The organism is Marivirga lumbricoides (assembly GCF_014636295.1).
Classification (GTDB): Bacteria; Bacteroidota; Bacteroidia; order Cytophagales; family Cyclobacteriaceae; genus Marivirga; species Marivirga lumbricoides.
This window is the reverse complement of the sequence record NZ_BMEC01000027.1, coordinates 1-19,868: the sequence shown is the minus strand read 5'-3', so window position 1 is coordinate 19,868 and position 19,868 is coordinate 1. Positions and strand designations below refer to the sequence as shown.

The window sequence follows — 19,868 nt, the reverse complement described above, 5'->3', positions numbered from 1 at the left end:
AGGTTGCTAACCTAATAACATGTTTTCTATCCAAACATAAAATGTATTTACACTAATAATTATCTCAACATATAATAGGACCATCATGTCCTTATCAGTTAAAAATTTTCCTCAATAATTAATCAATTTTTTAACTTCATTCAACTAAAATGATTCAAACACATTTACCTCAAAAGATTAGAAAGGTGCTTGTTATGTCATTGACAGCCTTTATTTTTTTGTTCAATATACCGGCCCGGGCCTCGCCTGATTGCCCAATTTTATCTGCGAAGTTTCAAGGCTTTGCAAACGGCACAACTTCTGATCCAAGTTCAAATGGATGGTACTTAAATACCAGTAATGTGCCTAATGCTAAGTATTTTGCTATCCGTTCTAACCGGATTATGGCGGAAGACATAGGTGGCGAAGGGGTTTGGTATAGCGGTGTATTTTCGTCTCAGGGTTACTCTGATTTCCAGATAGCAACTAAGATACACTCCGAAGGAGATATGAATAATAATGAGTATGTCAAGGTTTATTATAAAATGGATAATGGTCCTGAAATACTTGTTAGAGAATTAAGAGGTAATTTCGGTACTATAGATGTAGAATCCCCTTTTTTAAATGGAAATAATATCCAGTTTGTGATAAGGATCTATAATTATAATAATGGAGGGTCTCAAACATCTAAATATTACATAGAAGATTATCGGATATTTAAAGAAAAAGGGCCCTGTGGTGGTTCCGGTGGTTCTGATTTTGATGTGGACATCACTGCTACAAATAACGGAGTGCTTACCTGTAATAAGCCTTCATTAACACTTAATGCAAATGCTTCGGGGAATAACTTAAGCTATAGCTGGTCAGGCCCTAATACTTCATCAAATTCCTCTAGTGTTTCGGTGAATCGTGCCGGCACATATACAGTAACAGTAAATTCCAGTGAAGGTACCGGTAGTGCTACTTTTCAGGTTTCAGAAAATAAGCAAGCTCCTAACTTGACGGCTAATGGAGGCGTAATAGGGTGTAATAATAATTCTGTGAAACTGCATGCTGAATCTAATATTGGTAATGCTCAGTACTTGTGGTCAGGACCGGGTAATTTTACCAGCACAACTCAAAACCCAACTGTAACTGAAGTAGGTAGTTATACTGTTACGGTTACTAATCCTAATAACGGATGTACAAGAAGCCAAACAGTACAGGTAACTGAAGGTGGTTCTGGCGGAGGACAAAGTACTGATATATGGTTGGAAGATTTCACTTTCGAGAATGGCAGAAATTGGGATAGCGGGGAAACATCCTGGTGGATTGGAAACTCTCCATCCGGTACATTTTCTATTCAAAATAATGAATTCATGGCTTCATTTAACTCAGCAAATGAAGGAGTTTGGACTTCCGAAGGAATAGATGTATCCTCTTTCTCAGATATCAAAATCTCTGTCGACTTAAAAAGCGGTACAGCCTCAACTGGTGATTCCTTTGAAGAAAGTGATTATATAAAAGTGTATTATACATTGGATTGGGGATCCGAAGTACTGATGTTTGAAAACAAAGGTGGATTAAATGGAATAGATAATAATTATTCTACCCTTACAGCTACATCTCCTGCTTTAAATGCTAATACGATTCAGGTAATCATCAGGGTGAATAATTCGAGCAACAATGAGAGATACTATTTCGATAATGTTAGATTAAGTACAGGCGGTACAGATGACGGTGGGTCAAACTCATTTGATGTATCAGCTTCAGTAAGCGGTTCATTGACTTGCTTATCTAATTCTGTTACACTATCAGCATCTACAGATGCATCTAGTCCCTCATTTAGCTGGACCGGACCTGGTAATTTTTCATCTTCAGCTCAAAATCCTTCAACCAGCAAGCCTGGTAATTATACAGTTTCCGTAACATCTGGTTGTTATACTGCTACTTCTTCGGTTACTGTATTAGAGGACAAAACAGCACCGGGCGTAACTGCCAGCGTATCAGGAGAGCTCTCATGTAATGTGTCTTCGGTACAGTTATCGGCTTCATCTGTAGCAGGAGCTACTTATTCCTGGACAGGTCCTAACTTCACGAGTACCTCTCGAAATCCATCTGTTAGTAATCCGGGTACCTATACAGTTACAGCTACTGATCCTGATAACGGTTGTACATCCAGTAAAAGTGTAACTGTTAATTCTTCAGGGGGTGGCATTGAAACAGTATGGTTCGAGAATTTTAACGGTTTATCTCATGGTACAACTGTTGATAACGGTTCTACAGCATGGAGCATAGACAATAGCCAGATTCCAACAGGCTACATGAAAGTCAGCAATAATCGTATTGAATTTCGTGGCACCAGTAATGGGGCACAGAGTGGTTTCGGGGTATTTCATTCAGAAACCATAGATATTTCTAATTTTTCTGATATAAGCATATCAAGCTATTTGGGAACTGCCGGTGGTTTAGACATTGGTCAAGATTATATTCGTGTGTATTACAAAATCAATGGAGGTTCAAAGCAATTATTTGGAGAGATTGATGGTAATTCACCTGCTTCTATGACAGCCTCAATTTCAGACTTATCAGGGAGTCAACTGCAAATAATAGTACATGCTTATACAACTGGAGAAAGTGAATATTATTATTTAGATGATATAAAAGTAGAAGGTACTAGTTCATCATCCTTTACAGCTACGGCTTCTGTGAGCGGCCCAATTACTTGTAAAGATGAAACCGTAATACTAAGCGCAAGCACAGATGTATCTAATCCAACTTACAGCTGGAGAAATGAAAACAATGTAGAAGTGGGTACATCCAAAAATGTATCCGTAAGTTCAGCAGGCGTTTATACTGTTACAGTAACCTCAGGTAGCTGTTCAGCAACCAGTCAGGTTACCGTAGTGGAAGACAAAACAGTACCGGGCGTAACTGCCAGCGTATCAGGAGAGCTCTCCTGTAATGTGTCTTCGGTACAGTTATCGGCTTCATCTGTAGCAGGAGCAACATATTACTGGACAGGTCCTGACTTCACCAGTATCTCTAGAAACCCATCTGTTAGCCAACCTGGCACCTATACGGTTACAGCTACTAATCCTGATAATGGATGTACTTCCAGTAAAAGTGTAATTGTTAATTCTTCAGGGGGAGGCACTGAGACACTCTATTTTGAAGACTTCAGTTCGCTAAGTAATGGAACCACCAATGATAGTGGCAGTTCAGCATGGTCAATTCAAAATCCGGGAAGTGGTATTTTTTCAGTTCAAAACCATGAGTTTAAAGCTTCATTTAATTCAGCTAACGAAGGAATTTGGAAGTCCGAAGTAATCGATATTTCAGCACTAAAAGATATTCAAATTGCTGTATCGTTGAGAAGCGAAGTGTTAGGAACATTTGAAACAGATGACTTTATTAAGGTAGCTTACATTTTAAATGGAGGGAGTGAAACAACATTTTTTTATGATAATGAAGGTTTAGACGGAACAGTAAATGCTGCGACAGGTTATGCTACTGCTCAATCTTCTGTAATCAATGGTCAGTCTTTACAGGTTGTAATTCGTTTAAGAAATTCTTTTGAAGATGAGAGATATTTCTTTGATGATGTGTTAGTTACCGGAGAAAGAGTGGGCTCATCCTTTACAGCTACGGCTTCTGTGAGCGGTCCTATTACTTGTAAAGATGAAACTGTAACACTAAGCGCAAGCACAGATGTATCTAATCCAACTTACAGCTGGAGAAATGAAAACAATGTAGAAGTGGGTACATCCAAAAATGTATCCGTAAGTTCAGCAGGCGTTTATACTGTTACAGTAACCTCAGGTAGCTGTTCAGCAACCAGTCAGGTTACCGTAGTGGAAGACAAAACAGTACCGGGCGTAACTGCCAGCGTATCAGGAGAGCTCTCCTGTAATGTGTCTTCGGTACAGTTATCGGCTTCATCTGTAGCAGGAGCAACATATTACTGGACAGGTCCTGACTTCACCAGTATCTCTAGAAACCCATCTGTTAGCCAACCTGGCACCTATACGGTTACAGCTACTAATCCTGATAATGGATGTACTTCCAGTAAAAGTGTAATTGTTAATTCTTCAATAGGAGGGGACCAAGCAATATGGGAAGAAAATTTCCAAGACTTAGCGAATGGCACTAGTTCGGATAATGGTAGTACTGGTTGGTCTACTGTGAATTCGAGTTCAGGTACATTCTCAGTAATGAATAAAGCATTTGAAGTAGCTGATGTTGAAAATGCAGAATGGATATCAAATTCAATCAATATTTCAGGATTGGATGACGTAAAGGTTTCTATAGATTTAAGGAGCACCGGAGAGTTGGATGATAATCCAAATGAGTTCGATTATGATTACATTAAGTTATATTATAAACTTGATGGAAGTAGTGCTTTGCATGTTTTTGGTGAAGAGGATGGTAAGATTAACAATAATAGTACTACTTACACCAATTATATTTCAGAACCTTTGAATGGAAATTCATTACAAATTGTGATTCGTGCGACTACTAGCAGTCCATTGGATCTTTATTATTTTGACAATATAAAAGTAACAGGTAACGTATCATCTTTTACAGCTACGGCCTCTGTGAGCGGCCCTATTACTTGTAAAGATGAAACTGTAACACTAAGCGCAAGCACAGATGTATCCAATCCAAGTTACAGCTGGAGAAATGAGAACAACGTAGAAGTAGGTACATCCAAAAATGTATCCGTAAGTACAGCAGGTGTTTATACTGTTACAGTAACATCAGGTAGCTGTTCAGCAACCAGTCAGGTTACTGTGGAGGAAGACAAAACAGCACCGGGCGTAACTGCCAATGCCTCAGGGGAACTTTCCTGTAACGAGTCTTCAGTACAATTGTATGCTTCGTCTATAACAGGAGCTACTTATTCATGGACAGGCCCTAATTTCACGAGTTCTTCTCAGAACCCATCTGTTAGCCATCCTGGTACTTATACCGTTACAGCCACTGATCCTGATAATGGATGTATTTCTATAGCTACTGTAATAATTAAGCAGAATAAAAGTATACCTGAGTTTACTGCCTCGGCAGACGGCACCTTAACTTGTGCGAACACGGAAGTTGTTTTAACTGCTACAGCCATCTCAGAGAACATTGAGTTCACCTGGGAAGGTTTTGCAGCAGGAGAGAACACTGTAACTGTTTATTCAGCAGGTACTTATACCGTAACAGGTAGAAACACTGTGAATGGATGCTTCACCACGCAGGAAGTAGTGGTAGGCTCTGATTACACAGAACCTGAGTTCACTGCATCAGCAGACGGTACATTGACTTGTGCGAACACGGAAGTTGTTTTAACTGCTACAGCCATCTCAGAGAACATTGAGCTCACATGGGAAGGATTTGCAGCAGGCGAGAACACTGTAACTGTTTATTCAGCAGGTACTTATACCGTAACAGGTAGAAACACTGTGAATGGATGCTTCACTATTCAGGAAGTAGTTGTTGGTTCTGATTACCAGGAGCCTGAGTTTACTGCATCAGCAGATGGCACCTTAACTTGTGCCAACACTGAAGTTGTTTTAACTGCTACAGCGATCTCTGAGAACATTGAGTTTACCTGGGAAGGATTTGCAGCAGGTGAGAACACTGTAACTGTTTATTCAGCAGGTACTTATACGGTTACTGGTCGCAACACTGTAAATGGTTGCTTTACTACTCAGGAAGTAGTGGTTGGTTCTGATTACCAGGAGCCTGAGTTCACTGCCTCGGCCAATGGCATCTTAACTTGTGCCAATACTGAAGTTGTTTTAACCGCTACAGCGATCTCTGAGAACATTGAGTTCACATGGGAAGGATTTGCAGCAGGTGAAAGCACTGTAACCGTTTATTCAGCAGGTACTTATACCGTAACAGGTAGAAATACCGTGAATGGTTGCTATACTACTCAGGAAGTGGTAGTAGGCTCTGATTATACGGAACCTGAGTTCACTGCCTCGGCAGATGGTACCTTAACTTGTGCGAACACTGAAGTTGTTTTAACCGCTACAGCGATCTCTGAGAACATTGAGTTCACATGGGAAGGATTTGCAGCAGGTGAGAGCAGCGTAACAGTTTATTCAGCAGGTACTTATACCGTAACAGGTAGAAATACCGTGAATGGTTGCTTTACTATTCAGGAAGTGGTTGTAGGCTCTGATTACACAGAACCTGAGTTCACTGCATCAGCAGACGGCATCTTAACCTGTGCCAATACTGAAGTAGAGCTTACCGCAACGACTCAGTTACCAAATATAGAGTTTACCTGGGAAGGATTTGCAGCAGGAGTAAACAGTGTAACAGTTTACTCAGCAGGTACTTACACCGTAACAGGTAGAAACACTGTAAATGGATGCTTTACTACTCAGGAAGTGGTAGTAGGATCGGATTATACAGAACCTGAGTTCACTGCATCAGCAGATGGTACCTTAACTTGTGCGAATACTGAAGTGGAATTGACTGCTACTGCCATCTCTGAGAACATCGAGTTCACATGGGAAGGATTTGCAGCAGGAGAAAGCACTGTAACAGTTTACTCAGCAGGCACTTATACCGTAACAGGTAGAAACACCGTGAATGGATGCTTTACTACTCAGGAAGTAGTGGTTGGCTCTGATTACACTGAACCTGAGTTCACTGCATCAGCAGACGGAATATTGACCTGTGCGAACACTGAAGTTGTTTTAACCGCTACAGCGATCTCTGAGAACATCGAGTTTACATGGGAAGGATTTGCAGCAGGAGAAAGCAGTGTAACCGTTTACTCAGCAGGTACTTATATCGTTACTGGTCGCAATACTGTAAATGGATGCTTCACTACTCAGGAAGTAGTGGTTGGTTCTGATTACCAGGAGCCTGAAATCACTGCATCAGCAGACGGAATATTGACTTGTGCGAACACTGAAGTTGTTTTAACCGCTACAGCGATCTCTGAGAACATCGAGTTTACATGGGAAGGTTTTGCAGCAGGAGAAAGCAGCGTAACCGTTTATTCAGCAGGTACTTATATCGTTACTGGTCGCAATACTGTGAATGGATGCTTCACCACGCAAGAAGTAGTGGTTGGTTCTGATTACCAGGAGCCTGATTTCACTGCAGAGGCAGATGGAATATTGACTTGTGCCAATACTGAAGTGGAATTAACCTCTACAGCTATCTCAGAGAACATTGAGTTCACATGGGAAGGTTTTACAGCAGGTGAGAGCAGCGTAACAGTTTCCTCAGCTGGAACTTATACAGTTACTGGTAGAAACACTGTAAATGGATGCTTTACTACTCAGGAAGTGGTAGTAGGCTCTGATTACACTGAACCTGAGTTCACTGCATCAGCAGACGGCATATTGACTTGTGCGAATACTGAAGTTGTTTTAACTGCCACTGCCATCTCTGAGAACATCGAGTTCACGTGGAAAGGATTTGCAGCAGGCGAGAGCAGCATAACTGTTTATTCAGCAGGCACTTATACCGTGACAGGTAGAAACACTGTGAATGGATGCTTTACTATTCAGGAAGTAGTGGTTGGATCTGATTACCAGGAGCCTGAGTTTACAGCATCGGCAAACGGAATATTGACTTGTGCGAACACTGAAGTTGTTTTAACTGCCACTGCCATCTCTGAGAACATCGAGTTCACCTGGGAAGGTTTTGCAGCAGGAGAAAGCAGTGTAACTGTTTATTCAGCAGGCACTTATACGGTTACTGGCCGCAACACCGTGAATGGTTGCTTTACTATTCAGGAAGTAGTGGTTGGATCTGATTACACAGAACCTGAGTTCACTGCATCAGCAGACGGAACATTGACTTGTGCGAATACTGAAGTTGTTTTAACAGCCTCTGCCATCTCTGAGAACATTGAGTTTACATGGGAAGGATTTGCAGCAGGTGAGAATACTGTAACAGTTTATTCAGCAGGCACTTATACGGTTACTGGCCGCAACACCGTGAATGGTTGCTTTACTATTCAGGAAGTAGTTGTTGGTTCTGATTACCAGGAGCCTGAGTTTACTGCATCAGCAGACGGAATATTGACTTGCGCCAATACTGAAGTGGTTTTAACAGCCACTGCCATCTCTGAGAACATCGAGTTCACGTGGGAAGGTTATGCAGCAGGTGAGAACACTGTAACTGTTTATTCAGCAGGCACTTATACCGTAACAGGTAGAAACACTGTAAATGGATGCTTTACTATTCAGGAAGTGGTAGTAGGATCGGATTATACAGAACCTGAATTCACTGCATCAGCAGACGGAATATTGACTTGTGCGAATACTGAAGTTGTTTTAACTGCTACAGCGATCTCTGAGAACATTGAGTTCACGTGGGAAGGATTTGCAGCAGGAGAGAGCAATGTAACAGTTTACTCAGCAGGAACTTATACCGTAACAGGTAGAAACACCGTGAATGGTTGTTTTACTATTCAGGAAGTAGTGGTTGGTTCTGATTACCAGGAACCTGAGTTTACTGCATCGGCAGACGGAATATTGACTTGTGCGAATACTGAAGTTGTTTTAACAGCCACTGCCATCTCTGAGAACATCGAGTTTACATGGGAAGGATTTGCAGCAGGTGAGAGTATCGTAACTGTTTATTCAGCAGGTACTTACACCGTAATAGGTCGCAACACCGTGAATGGATGCTTTACTACTCAGGAAGTAGTGGTAGGCTCTGATTACACAGAACCTGAATTCACTGCTTCCGCTGATGGAATATTGACTTGTGCCAACACTGAAGTGGGGCTGACAGCAACAACTCAGTTACCAAATATTGAGTTCACCTGGGAAGGATTTGCAGCAGGTGAGAGCAACGTAACCGTTTACTCAGCAGGTACTTACATCGTAACAGGTAGAAACACTGTAAATGGATGCTTCACTACTCAGGAAGTAGTGGTTGGATCTGATTATACAGAACCTGAGTTCACTGCCTCGGCAGACGGAATATTGACCTGTGCGAACACTGAAGTGGAATTAACCGCTACAGCGATCTCTGAGAACATTGAGTTTACATGGGAAGGTTTTGCAGCAGGCGAAAGTAGTGTAACAGTTTATTCAGCAGGTACTTATACAGTGACAGGTAGAAACACCGTGAATGGTTGCTTCACTACACAGGAAGTAGTTGTTGGATCTGATTACCAGGAGCCTGAAATCACTGCATCGGCAGACGGCATCTTAACTTGTGCGAACACTGAAGTGGAATTAACCGCTACAGCAATCTCTGAGAACATCGAGTTCACATGGGAAGGCTTTACAGCAGGTGAGAGTAGCGTAACAGTTTATTCAGCAGGTACTTATACCGTAACAGGTAGAAATACCGTGAATGGTTGCTTCACTATTCAGGAAGTGGTAGTAGGCTCTGATTTCACAGAACCTGAGTTCACTGCATCAGCAGACGGAATATTAACCTGTGCGAACACTGAAGTGGAATTGACAGCAACAACTCAGTTACCAAATATTGAGTTCACCTGGGAAGGCTTTGCAACAGGAGAAAGAAGCGTAACAGTTTATTCAGCAGGCACTTATATCGTTACTGGTCGCAATACTGTAAATGGATGCTTTACTATTCAGGAAGTAGTTGTTGGTTCTGATTACCAGGAGCCTGAGTTTACTGCATCAGCAGATGGCACCTTAACTTGTGCCAACACTGAAGTTGTTTTAACTGCTACAGCGATCTCTGAGAACATTGAGTTTACCTGGGAAGGATTTGCAGCAGGTGAGAACACTGTAACTGTTTATTCAGCAGGTACTTATACGGTTACTGGTCGCAACACTGTAAATGGTTGCTTTACTACTCAGGAAGTAGTGGTTGGTTCTGATTACCAGGAGCCTGAGTTCACTGCCTCGGCCAATGGCATCTTAACTTGTGCCAATACTGAAGTTGTTTTAACCGCTACAGCGATCTCTGAGAACATTGAGTTCACATGGGAAGGATTTGCAGCAGGTGAAAGCACTGTAACCGTTTATTCAGCAGGCACTTATACCGTAACAGGTAGAAACACCGTGAATGGTTGCTTTACTATTCAGGAAGTAGTGGTTGGTTCTGATTACCAGGAACCTGAGTTTACTGCATCGGCAGATGGCACCTTAACTTGTGCCAACACTGAAGTTGTTTTAACAGCCTCTGCCATCTCTGAGAACATTGAGTTCACATGGGAAGGCTTTGCAGCAGGCGAGAGCAGTGTAACAGTTTACTCAGCAGGTACTTATACCGTGACAGGTAGAAACACTGTGAATGGATGCTTCACTATTCAGGAAGTAGTTGTTGGTTCTGATTACCAGGAGCCTGAGTTTACTGCATCAGCAGATTCTAAATTAACGTGTGATAATCCGGTTGTGGAATTGACTGCTACAGACTTATCATCTTCTAATTTGGTCTTCACATGGGAGGGTTACGAAGAAGGAACTAGTTCCATAACTGTTTACTCATCAGGAAGTTATTTTGTGAATGCCAGAAATACTGTGACAGGCTGTTTCATTACCAAAGAGGTGGTAGTTGAATCAGACTACCAGGAACCTGAATTTACAGCTGAGGCTGATGCACCACTAACATGTGATAATCTTGTTGTGGAATTGACTGCGACACCTTTATCATCTTCATCGAATCTTGTATTTACATGGGAAGGTTATGAAGAAGGGGTTAATCCTATATCAATCTTTGAAGAAGGTGTATACAGAGTAACTGGCAGAGATACAGAGAATGGATGCTTTGTAACGAAAGAAGTGGTTATAGGATACGATTGTCCAGTTTTTAGAAGTCCTTCAGAAAATTCTGAAAATGTTAAAACGGTAGAAAGTTTGAGCAAGATGAAGGCTGAAAGTGTGGCAATTCCATTAAGCACAACAGCTTATCCAAATCCATCAACTAATTACATCACTATTTCTTTTACAAGTCCTGTGAAAGGCAATGCTAAGGTAGAAGTTTATACTTTAGATGGAATTAGTGTTGAGGTACTTTTAGATGAGGAAGTGGATGCTAATTCATTCCATGAGGTGGTGTTTAACAGAGATATAAAGGCTCCGTCTGGATTATATTTCTACGTAATTCGTATAGGAGAACACTCAGTCATGAAGCGAATTGGAATAGGAAAATAAAAATTGAATCACTTTGAAATCGAGTGAGTAATCACCATAATTAAAAAGCCGTTTGGTCAATATAGATCAAACGGCTTTTTTTATGAAGTTTGCCAGGCTTAAATTAAGAGGGAATGATAGAAGGGAAGTACTTTAAAATCTGGCCTCCGAGTCACCAATGACTATCTGCTAACTTGTCAACTTCAAAACCTCAACATCTCCTAACTTAAACACTTAGAAAACCCACTGTAAAAATCCATTAAGAATAGAAAGAATAATACTAAAGAGCAACGCCCACCAGAAATTTTTCACCTTAAAGCCTGAAAGCATCGCATCTACCAGCATAATCATAAGTGCGTTGATCACGAGTAGGAATAAGCCTAAGGTAACAATGGTTATGGGAATGGTCAGAAAAATCAGGATAGGTTTTACAATCGCATTGACGATTCCGAGCAAAAGTGCCACGAGTATGGATGACCCAAAACCTGAAACGGTAACACCCGATAATATTTTTGCGGTAATGAAAACAGCGACTGCTGTAATGAGCAAACTGATAATAAATTGTAGTAAATCCATAGTTTGTTAATTGGTTTATGTTAGTATAAAAAGGACTGCTTTTGCAGACCATCGATTTTACGGAAATTTTTAGTGATGGTTAAGGCCAGGCTGATTTAAGTGACCCTTCTTCAAGTTCGAATAGGAGATCTCAGAGTTCTAAAGACTACAAGATTGGTCTATAATGACTAAATGAAAGTTTAACTGTATATTAACTCTATTTGAAGATTTAATATACATTTATAGCAGCTTCGAATTAATTATTTATGATGGGTGTTCAACGTGAAAGAAAAATCTGCAAGAAATAAATCTCAATTAAAATACTAGAAAATTTTGGGAAGATATATTTCAATAATATATAGATGTAATTTTAAATAAAACACTATTTGAATTTTTTGATCAATCAATAGAATAAACAGCTTTTGTGGAACAATATACTATAGTTTAACTTTAATTGTTTATTTATTTCAATTCATATAATAGTAAACCTTTAACAATAACCAAGTTTGATTACTTATAGAAATACTTTTGATTACCGAAATAAAGATTTATTTTACTGAAATAACATAAATAAAACTGAAGCCTTATGAAGAATAATGAAGAAAAACACCCGTTAAGATGTATTCTATTGATAGATGACGATTTGGCTACTAACTTCTTACATCAAGACGTAATTAAATCAACCGGTGTAAAAGCACATATTCAGGTATGTCATGATGGACAGGAGGCGCTAGATTATCTCAATTGTGAAGGTGAGTTTAGTAATGAGCCATTTTTCCCACAGCCAGGCATTATCTTTCTTGATATAAATATGCCAGGAATGAATGGATGGGAATTTTTAGAAGTTTATGAGAAAATGCCTTCTGATAGAAAAGCTGAAATTGTAGTGGCCATGCTCACTACCAGCTTAAATCTTGATGATCACGACAAGGCAGAAAAAACAGAAGGTGTTAAAAAGTACTTAAGCAAACCGTTAAAGAAGGAATATCTTGAAGAGTTGATTGAAAAGAATTTTAAATCATTTTGAAAAGTGTGAAGAATCCTAAAAATAATGAACATGAGAATCGTTTTATTAGATTAAGGAATCAATTGATTGGTGTTTTCGTGCTAGCAGTAACTATTTCAACCTCAACTGTATTATTATTTAATGCAAAATTATCCGAATCAATAAGCGATAATGTAGATATTTCATATCTGATAAATATTTCAGGAAGGCAAAGAATGCTTAGCCAAAACCTAGCAAAAACATCTTTGATTATTCTTGAAGATTTAGAAGTTAAAAGTTCGCACCTTAAAACACTAGATTCACTTTTAAATATATTCAAAAAGTCGCATGAGGAATTAATAAAATCTAAAAATAAACTAGGAAATAAGGCATTAGATTCAATGTTTTTAGAATTAGAGCCTTCGTTTTCTGGACTTAGTAAGGCTTGTGAGCAGGTTCCAAATAGGCAGTTAGAAATTAAGCAATCTCTATTATACTATGAAAGCCTTTTTCTACCAAAAATGGATAAAATTGTTAAGGAATTTGAATTCATTGGAAGTCAGGCCTTTAATACTGTTTATCTAAATGTTTCAATGTCCACCTATTTAGTAGTATTTATTATAATTATTTCTGCGAGTGGCGTTTTTATCCTCACTATTAAAATTGTTCGTTTATATTCTCATCAGCTTGAGAAAAAGTCAAGAGAGTCGTACACATTAAGTAAAAGATTAAACTCTTTTTTCCAAAGCACCAGTGATGCTATTTATGAATTGGATGTTGATTCAAACTACGTATTTGTTAACTCAACGGTAGAACATTTGTTGGGAATGAAACAAGATATGTTAAAAGGTTATAAGTTCTGGGATTTTGTTCCCGATAATTATCTTTCTTCAGTAAAAAATCATTACGAGGAAGTGTTAAAAAGTAAGAAGAAATCAGATTACTATGAATTCCCAATTCAGGGTAAAAAAGGATTAATATGGATCGGGCAGAGTTTAGATTATGTTTACCAGGAAGGTAAAGTTATAAAGGCATATGCGATAGCAAAGAATATTACTTCTATTAAAAAAGCTACTGAAGCTAAAATACAAATTTTACGAACATTTATAGAATCTTTACCTGTTGCAGTGGCCATGTTTGACAAAGACATGAAATATATAGCCACAAGTAATAAATGGATAGTAGATTATAGAATTAAGCAAAAAGTTACGGGAATTTCACACTATGAGATATTCCCGGAAATTGGAGATGACTGGAAAGCTATACATAAAAAAGTATTAGCCGGAAGTATTGATAAAAATGATGAGGCCAAATTTGAGAGAGAAGACGGTTCCTATCAATATATTAAATGGGAAGTAAGGCCATGGTACAATATCGACAATTCAATAGGTGGTATTATAATGTTTACTGATGATATTACTTCATTGGTTCAACAGAGAGAGGAATTATATAAAGCCAAAATAGAGACTGAGAAGGCTGCTAATATTAAAGAAAGATTTGCTTACATAGCTAGTCATGATCTTCAGGAACCAGTTCGAACCATCATCAGTATTAGTGAAATATTTAAAAAAGAATATTTTGAACAATTTGATGATAGAGGAAAACAGTTGCTTTTGTTTATAAATGAAAGTGGTATACGAATGTCAAACTTAATTAAAGGGTTACTTGATTACAGCAGACTAGGTATAGACAAAAGTTTCGAAAAAGTAAAAATAAATACTCTGCTTTCCGAAATTGAAATTGATCTATCAAATAAAATTAAAACGTACAATGCTCAAATAATTTATGGAAATTTGCCAATCATAAATGGATATTCAGTTGAACTTAGATCACTCTTTCAGAATCTGATTACAAACGCTATCAAATTTAGTAAAAAAGATATTCAACCTATAATAGAAATAAAAGCAAGCGAAGACATTAATGAATGGAAATTTTCTGTGGCCGATAATGGTATAGGAATAGATATGAAATTTAAAGATAAAATATTTCAGATGTTTAGAAGAATCAATAATAAAAAATCTTATGAGGGTACTGGAATAGGTTTGGCTCATTGTTTAAGAATTGTAGAAATTCATGGGGGAACAATTTGGTTTGATTCTCATTTAGGAGATGGATCCACTTTCTATTTTACAATTAGCAAAAATCATATGAACGAAAATTAGTCTAAATCTGGATTAACAATAGTATAATATCAATAAATATTAGATTCTTGATTGCATTCATTATAGAATTATCTTTTAAATACTAATAAACTATTGACATGGAAAAATCTAGATGCTAAAGATTAGGTTATCACTTTAATAATGGAAATTTAAAAACACTGTTCAATGAAACCCTTCATCTAAATTAGATTTGATGATAATAGAGTTTTATATAAGGACTACATAATATTGAACTTCAAATTTAACCAATCTCTAATTGTGATACTTAAATTTAGTTACTAATAAGCTTAAATTTTGCCAACCTGATAAACATTTGAGCACTTTTGAAATGCATAGTACATGTCTCATTTCCAATTGTTTATTTCTTTTGTATTAATTATTACATTAATTTAAACCACGTTGTATAAAAGATAAAACGTTCAAGAGGTTAAAATACTAGTGTATACATATAAACTGTAGATATAACTGCTTTAGGAATGAGTAATATTCTTTTAATATAGTACTAGCCCTATCTTTGTTTGTTTTCTATAATATACATATGTATATTACATAAACGTATATTTTGTTAATAAAATAGTAATTTTGTATGAATATTTTAGAATTGAATTATACTATTCAAGCATCATTTTCACAATTTTACTATGAGTAAAAAATTCCTACTTCTGAGCTTTCTCTTGTGTCTTATTAGTGTAGTGCAAGTATCGAGAATTAAAGCGCAAACCCCAGGCTTAATCTATAAGCCTGCAGCAGCGCCTGGTAATAGTATTCTTGATATTAATTCCGATGGTTACTCTTCTTCTTCCAGTAACGGATTTATATCTGACGATGAATCTGAAAGTGAAATACCTTTTAAACCTTTTCCTATTGTTGTGGCTGAACCTGACAGTGATCTTGGGCCTGGGCCTGATTGTGGATTTACAGATTTGGTTAAATCTGCTGATAATGAAACGGTATATACTTATTCAGATGGGATTAATTTATTTTTTCGATTTAGACTAGGAGGAACTGCTTCAAACTCTAAGGGATATAGTGTACTAGTAGATACAGATCAAAAATTTGGATTTACAGGACATAATCCAGATCCTAATGCAACAGCAGGCAACCCTGGTTTTGAAGTTGAGATTGTTTTGAGAACTAATTTCGGAGTGGGTATTTACAATGTTGACGGACTTACCACTGGAATTGAAATCGGTGTGGCAGAAACAGACAGGCCCTATGAAATTCATACACAAAAGTCTATTGCACTTTCCACTATTTGTGATGACCCTGATTATTTTTACGATTTTTATGTGGCCTATGCTGACTTGCCTTTTACCAGTAGCACACCTGTTAGATTAGTTGGAAACACTGTCATCAACCCAAAAGCAGCTCTTGGAAATAATGGTATATCTGATTTGGGCGGAGTAGATGACCAATCAGGTATAACCGATAATTTATGGGAGGATTTGATTGATGTTTTTCCACCAACTTCGGGTGATGATATATTGAATGGTTCAGAGATTCTTAAGAGAGCTGATTGCCCTTCTATAAATACACCTATTGCAGTGGGTGCCACAACTGTAAGCGGTACATCAAGTGAGGCTGATGGAGCAATAATAGAGGTTTTTAAAGATGGGGTTTCGATAGGAACTACAACCGTTAGTGCTAATACCTGGTCTCTTTCCGGAATTACTGCTCTTACTTCTGGTGAGGAAATTACAGCTACAGCTGAGGTTACAGGTATAAAATCTACTTCTATTGGAAATTGTAATCCTGCATTTGTAGGTTCAACTTGCTCACCAGTGCCCGTTGCAGCAAATTTATTTTGTGCATCTGACAGAAGAATTGTACTAAGCGGTTTAGCCACAGGTGCAACTGTAAGACTTTATAACACAGCTACCGGTTTCGTAGGAACCGCTGTAGAACCTACAGCTGGCTCAGGTGCTTATGTATATTCTTGCAATAGTAACCTCAATACGTCCAATTGTAATCAAGGAGGGGGCTGTCCAACACCATTATCAGGTTCCTATTATTATACAGTGCAAGAATCAGGTAGCTGTGAATCAAACCCTTCTCCAATCATATGTATTGGAGTTGGTAGTTCTATAGTACCTACCATTTCAACAAACCCTATAGTAGAAACTACAAATACAATAAGTGGAAACAGTGGTAATAATGCAGCAATTCAATTATTTATTAATAATGAAGCTAGCAGTTTTAGTACAACTGCTAATGGGACTGGTAATTGGACTATCACTGGTATAACCGGATTGTCTAGCTCAGATGTAATCTTTGTAAATGCAACGCAGGCTGGATTATGTCCATCCAAATCAGCAAACAATACCGTTCAGGCAAAATCTTTTGCTCCTGTAATTCAAGGTTCCTATTGTACAAATAGTTCAATAACTACCATTTCTGGAATCTCTTCAGAGTCAGCAGGGGCTATTATATCAGTTTATAGAAATTCTGTGAGTCCGGTAACCACTGCTTCTATTTTAGCAGGAACAACCACTGTAAATGCAAATGGTTCATGGACATTATCAGGTTTGAACCTTAGTGCAGGTACTTTCATAGCTGCTACTGCCCAGACATCAGGAGAATTAGTGAGCAATCTTTCCACGGAAATACAAATTTTATCACAGACCATAGAAGCAAGTCTTAATATTACAAGCAGTCCGGTTACAGCAGGGGATGCCAGCATCACAGGTACAGGAACCAATGGAAATATAATCCAACTGTATTTAGATAATGTGGCCATAGAGGGTTTTACAGCCGTAGTTAGCGGTGGAACCTGGACAATATCCGGACTGGATGCTGCATCTGCTGGATACGATGTATTGTATGCTGAAGGTATTGTTACAGTTACTGCCAAAAGTGGTGCCTTATGTGAGAGTAGTCCCTCAAATGGAGTAAGCATCGCTTGTAAAGCACCGAATACCCAAACATTTACACCGCTTACTACTATCACAGAATGTGAGACTCAAACAATTACTTTTCAGTTAGGGACTACAGAGAATTTTGTAGTCTATCAGTTGATAGATCAGGCAGGAAATAACACTGGAGCTTCTGTATTGGGTAACGGGAGTTCATTAAGTATAAGCACTGGTTCTCTTAACACTTCTATGACGTCTATAGCTGTAAAAGCATTGCGGATAGGAATCACTTGTGAGACTATTTTTGGTGCTACCGCTATTAATGTAAATCCCTTACCTGCTATAAATTTAAGTGCTAACCCTGTAATTTGCCAGGGCGAAACTACCGCAAATCTATCTTATAGCGGAACAACAAATAATCCTAACCAATATAGTATTGACTTCGATGCAATTGCAGAAACGGAAGGTTTTTTTGATGTAAGTAATGAGCCCTTAACAGCCAGTCCGATAGTTGTAGCAGTTCCCGGAACAGCTAATGGAGGAGTTTACAATGCTAATTTGGTGGTTACGAATACATCTACCGGTTGCGTTAGTAGCATTCAGCCAGTTACTATTGAAGTAGTTAAAAATGTTCTTACTCAGGGAACACTTTCAAATCCTACCTTTTGTGGCGGTTCAGATGGAGCTATCCAATTAACAGGCCTACTAGCAAGTACTGCTTACACAGTTACTTATACAGATGATGGTATTTCAGTTTCAAACAATATGACTTCTGATGCATCAGGAAACATACTTATAAGTGGTTTGGATGCAGGTGTTTATGCTGGTATTCAGGTTGCTTATTTAGGTTGTATCTCTAATCAACTTCCTTCTATAGTATTGAGTGATCCCGGTGCTGCTAATATTATCTTTAATAGTCAAAGTAACCCTACTACCTGTGGCGGTAGCAATGGAACTATATCAATAATGAATCTGGTAGCCAGCACTGTGTATGATGTAACTTATTCTGATGATGGGATTTTTAATACTGTACTTGGTATTTCTAGCGATGCAGGAGGTAATCTAACTATTAATAATTTGAATGCTGGAGACTATACTAATATTAGTGTCACAGATCCTTCTGCATGTAAATCGAATTCTTTAAGTGGTCCTTTTACGCTTGCGGATCCGGCAATTCCGACAATTACTTTAGGAACAAACCCATCAGTTGTGCAAGGTACTACAAGTGCCAGTCTATCTTATTCTTCTCTTACAGGAGGAGCAGATCAGTATAGCATAGACTTCGATGTTGCAGCTGAAGCAGAAGGTTTTGTGGATGTGAGTCTTACGAGTATAACAGGAAGTCCGATAAACTTAGTTGTACCAGCTACGGCTACTCAAAATACATATAATGGTATCATTACAGTAAACAATTCAAGCACTTTGTGTCAGAGTGCACCAGTAAGTTTTGCAATAAGTATTACTGCATCTGCAGATGTAACGCCTCCAGCGGCTAGCATTAGTGGGCAGCCAGCCATTGTAAATAATGCTACACCATTTAATATTACGATTGACTTTGGTGAGATAGTAACAGGCTTTATATCTACAGAAGTGCTCGTAAGCAATGGCTCAGTAACAGGGTTTACTGATAATGGAAATGGTACTTTTACTGTGGAAATTACTCCTGATGGAAGTGGAGATATTACTATTAATGTAGCAGCAAATGTAGCACAGGATTTAGCAGGTAATAACAATACATCTGCTACCCCGGTGACTATCATTTTTGATAATGTATCTCCAGCAGCACCGACAGTTAATTTACTGACCACCAATGATGTAACGCCTGTTATTACCGGAACCAATGGATTAGGTACCAGTCAGCCGGCAGGAGAAACCCTGACAGTGACTGTAAATGGTGCTACTTATACAGTAACACCTGATGCTTCAGGTAATTGGAGCGTGGATACTGAAACCGCTACACCAACAAGTGGAACGCTGGGTACTTTTAATGACGGGACAAGCTATGAGGTGGTAGCCACAGTAACTGACGCGGCCTCGAACAGTGCCAGTGATGCTACCAGCAATGAAGTATCGATAGATACCACAGCACCGGCCACACCAACAGTTAATACTTTGACCACATCAGATAATATACCTGAATTAAGCGGAACTGCTGAGATTGGAAGTACAGTAGTCGTAGTTATTAACGGAGTGACCTTTACCACAACAGCTGATGCTTCAGGTAACTGGAGTGTGGATACTGAAACAGCCACACCAACAGCAGGCGGTCCTTTTACAC

At 38.6% G+C, this 19,868-nt stretch carries 5 protein-coding genes; 4 read left to right on the top strand and 1 reads right to left on the bottom strand.

Annotated elements, in window-relative coordinates; translation table 11 throughout:
* Positions 1-149 precede the first annotated feature (149 nt).
* A complete protein-coding gene (locus tag IEV85_RS24135) occupies positions 150-11,057 on the top strand; it encodes a T9SS type A sorting domain-containing protein (RefSeq protein WP_188467843.1) in 10,908 nt (3,635 codons plus the stop codon).
* Between the two features lie 213 nt (positions 11,058-11,270).
* On the opposite strand, the gene IEV85_RS24130 is transcribed toward IEV85_RS24135, so the two are convergent.
* Entirely contained in the window at positions 11,271-11,612 is a 342-nt protein-coding gene (locus IEV85_RS24130) for a phage holin family protein (protein ID WP_188467842.1), read from the bottom strand.
* Positions 11,613-12,177: 565 nt separating this feature from the next.
* Here IEV85_RS24130 and IEV85_RS24125 point away from each other — a divergent pair.
* From IEV85_RS24125 to IEV85_RS24115, 3 genes are all read left to right on the top strand, one after another.
* Positions 12,178-12,618: a response regulator gene (locus IEV85_RS24125; RefSeq protein ID WP_188467841.1), complete on the top strand. Its 441-nt coding sequence runs from the start codon at positions 12,178-12,180 to the stop codon at positions 12,616-12,618.
* Between the two features lie 5 nt (positions 12,619-12,623).
* Positions 12,624-14,738, top strand: a complete 2,115-nt coding sequence (locus tag IEV85_RS24120; protein WP_188467840.1) for a PAS domain S-box protein — start codon at positions 12,624-12,626, stop codon at positions 14,736-14,738.
* Positions 14,739-15,379: 641 nt separating this feature from the next.
* A partial coding sequence (locus IEV85_RS24115) for an Ig-like domain-containing protein (RefSeq protein WP_188467839.1) occupies positions 15,380-19,868 on the top strand: 4,489 nt, incomplete at its 3' end.

Excerpts from the sequence above, each read along its gene's own strand:
- IEV85_RS24135 (WP_188467843.1), top strand. The coding sequence starts at position 150 with ATGATTCAAACACATTTACCTCAAAAGATTAGAAAGGTGCTTGTTATG.
- IEV85_RS24130 (WP_188467842.1), bottom strand. The coding sequence starts at position 11,612 with ATGGATTTACTACAATTTATTATCAGTTTGCTCATTACAGCAGTCGCT.
- IEV85_RS24125 (WP_188467841.1), top strand. The coding sequence starts at position 12,178 with ATGAAGAATAATGAAGAAAAACACCCGTTAAGATGTATTCTATTGATA.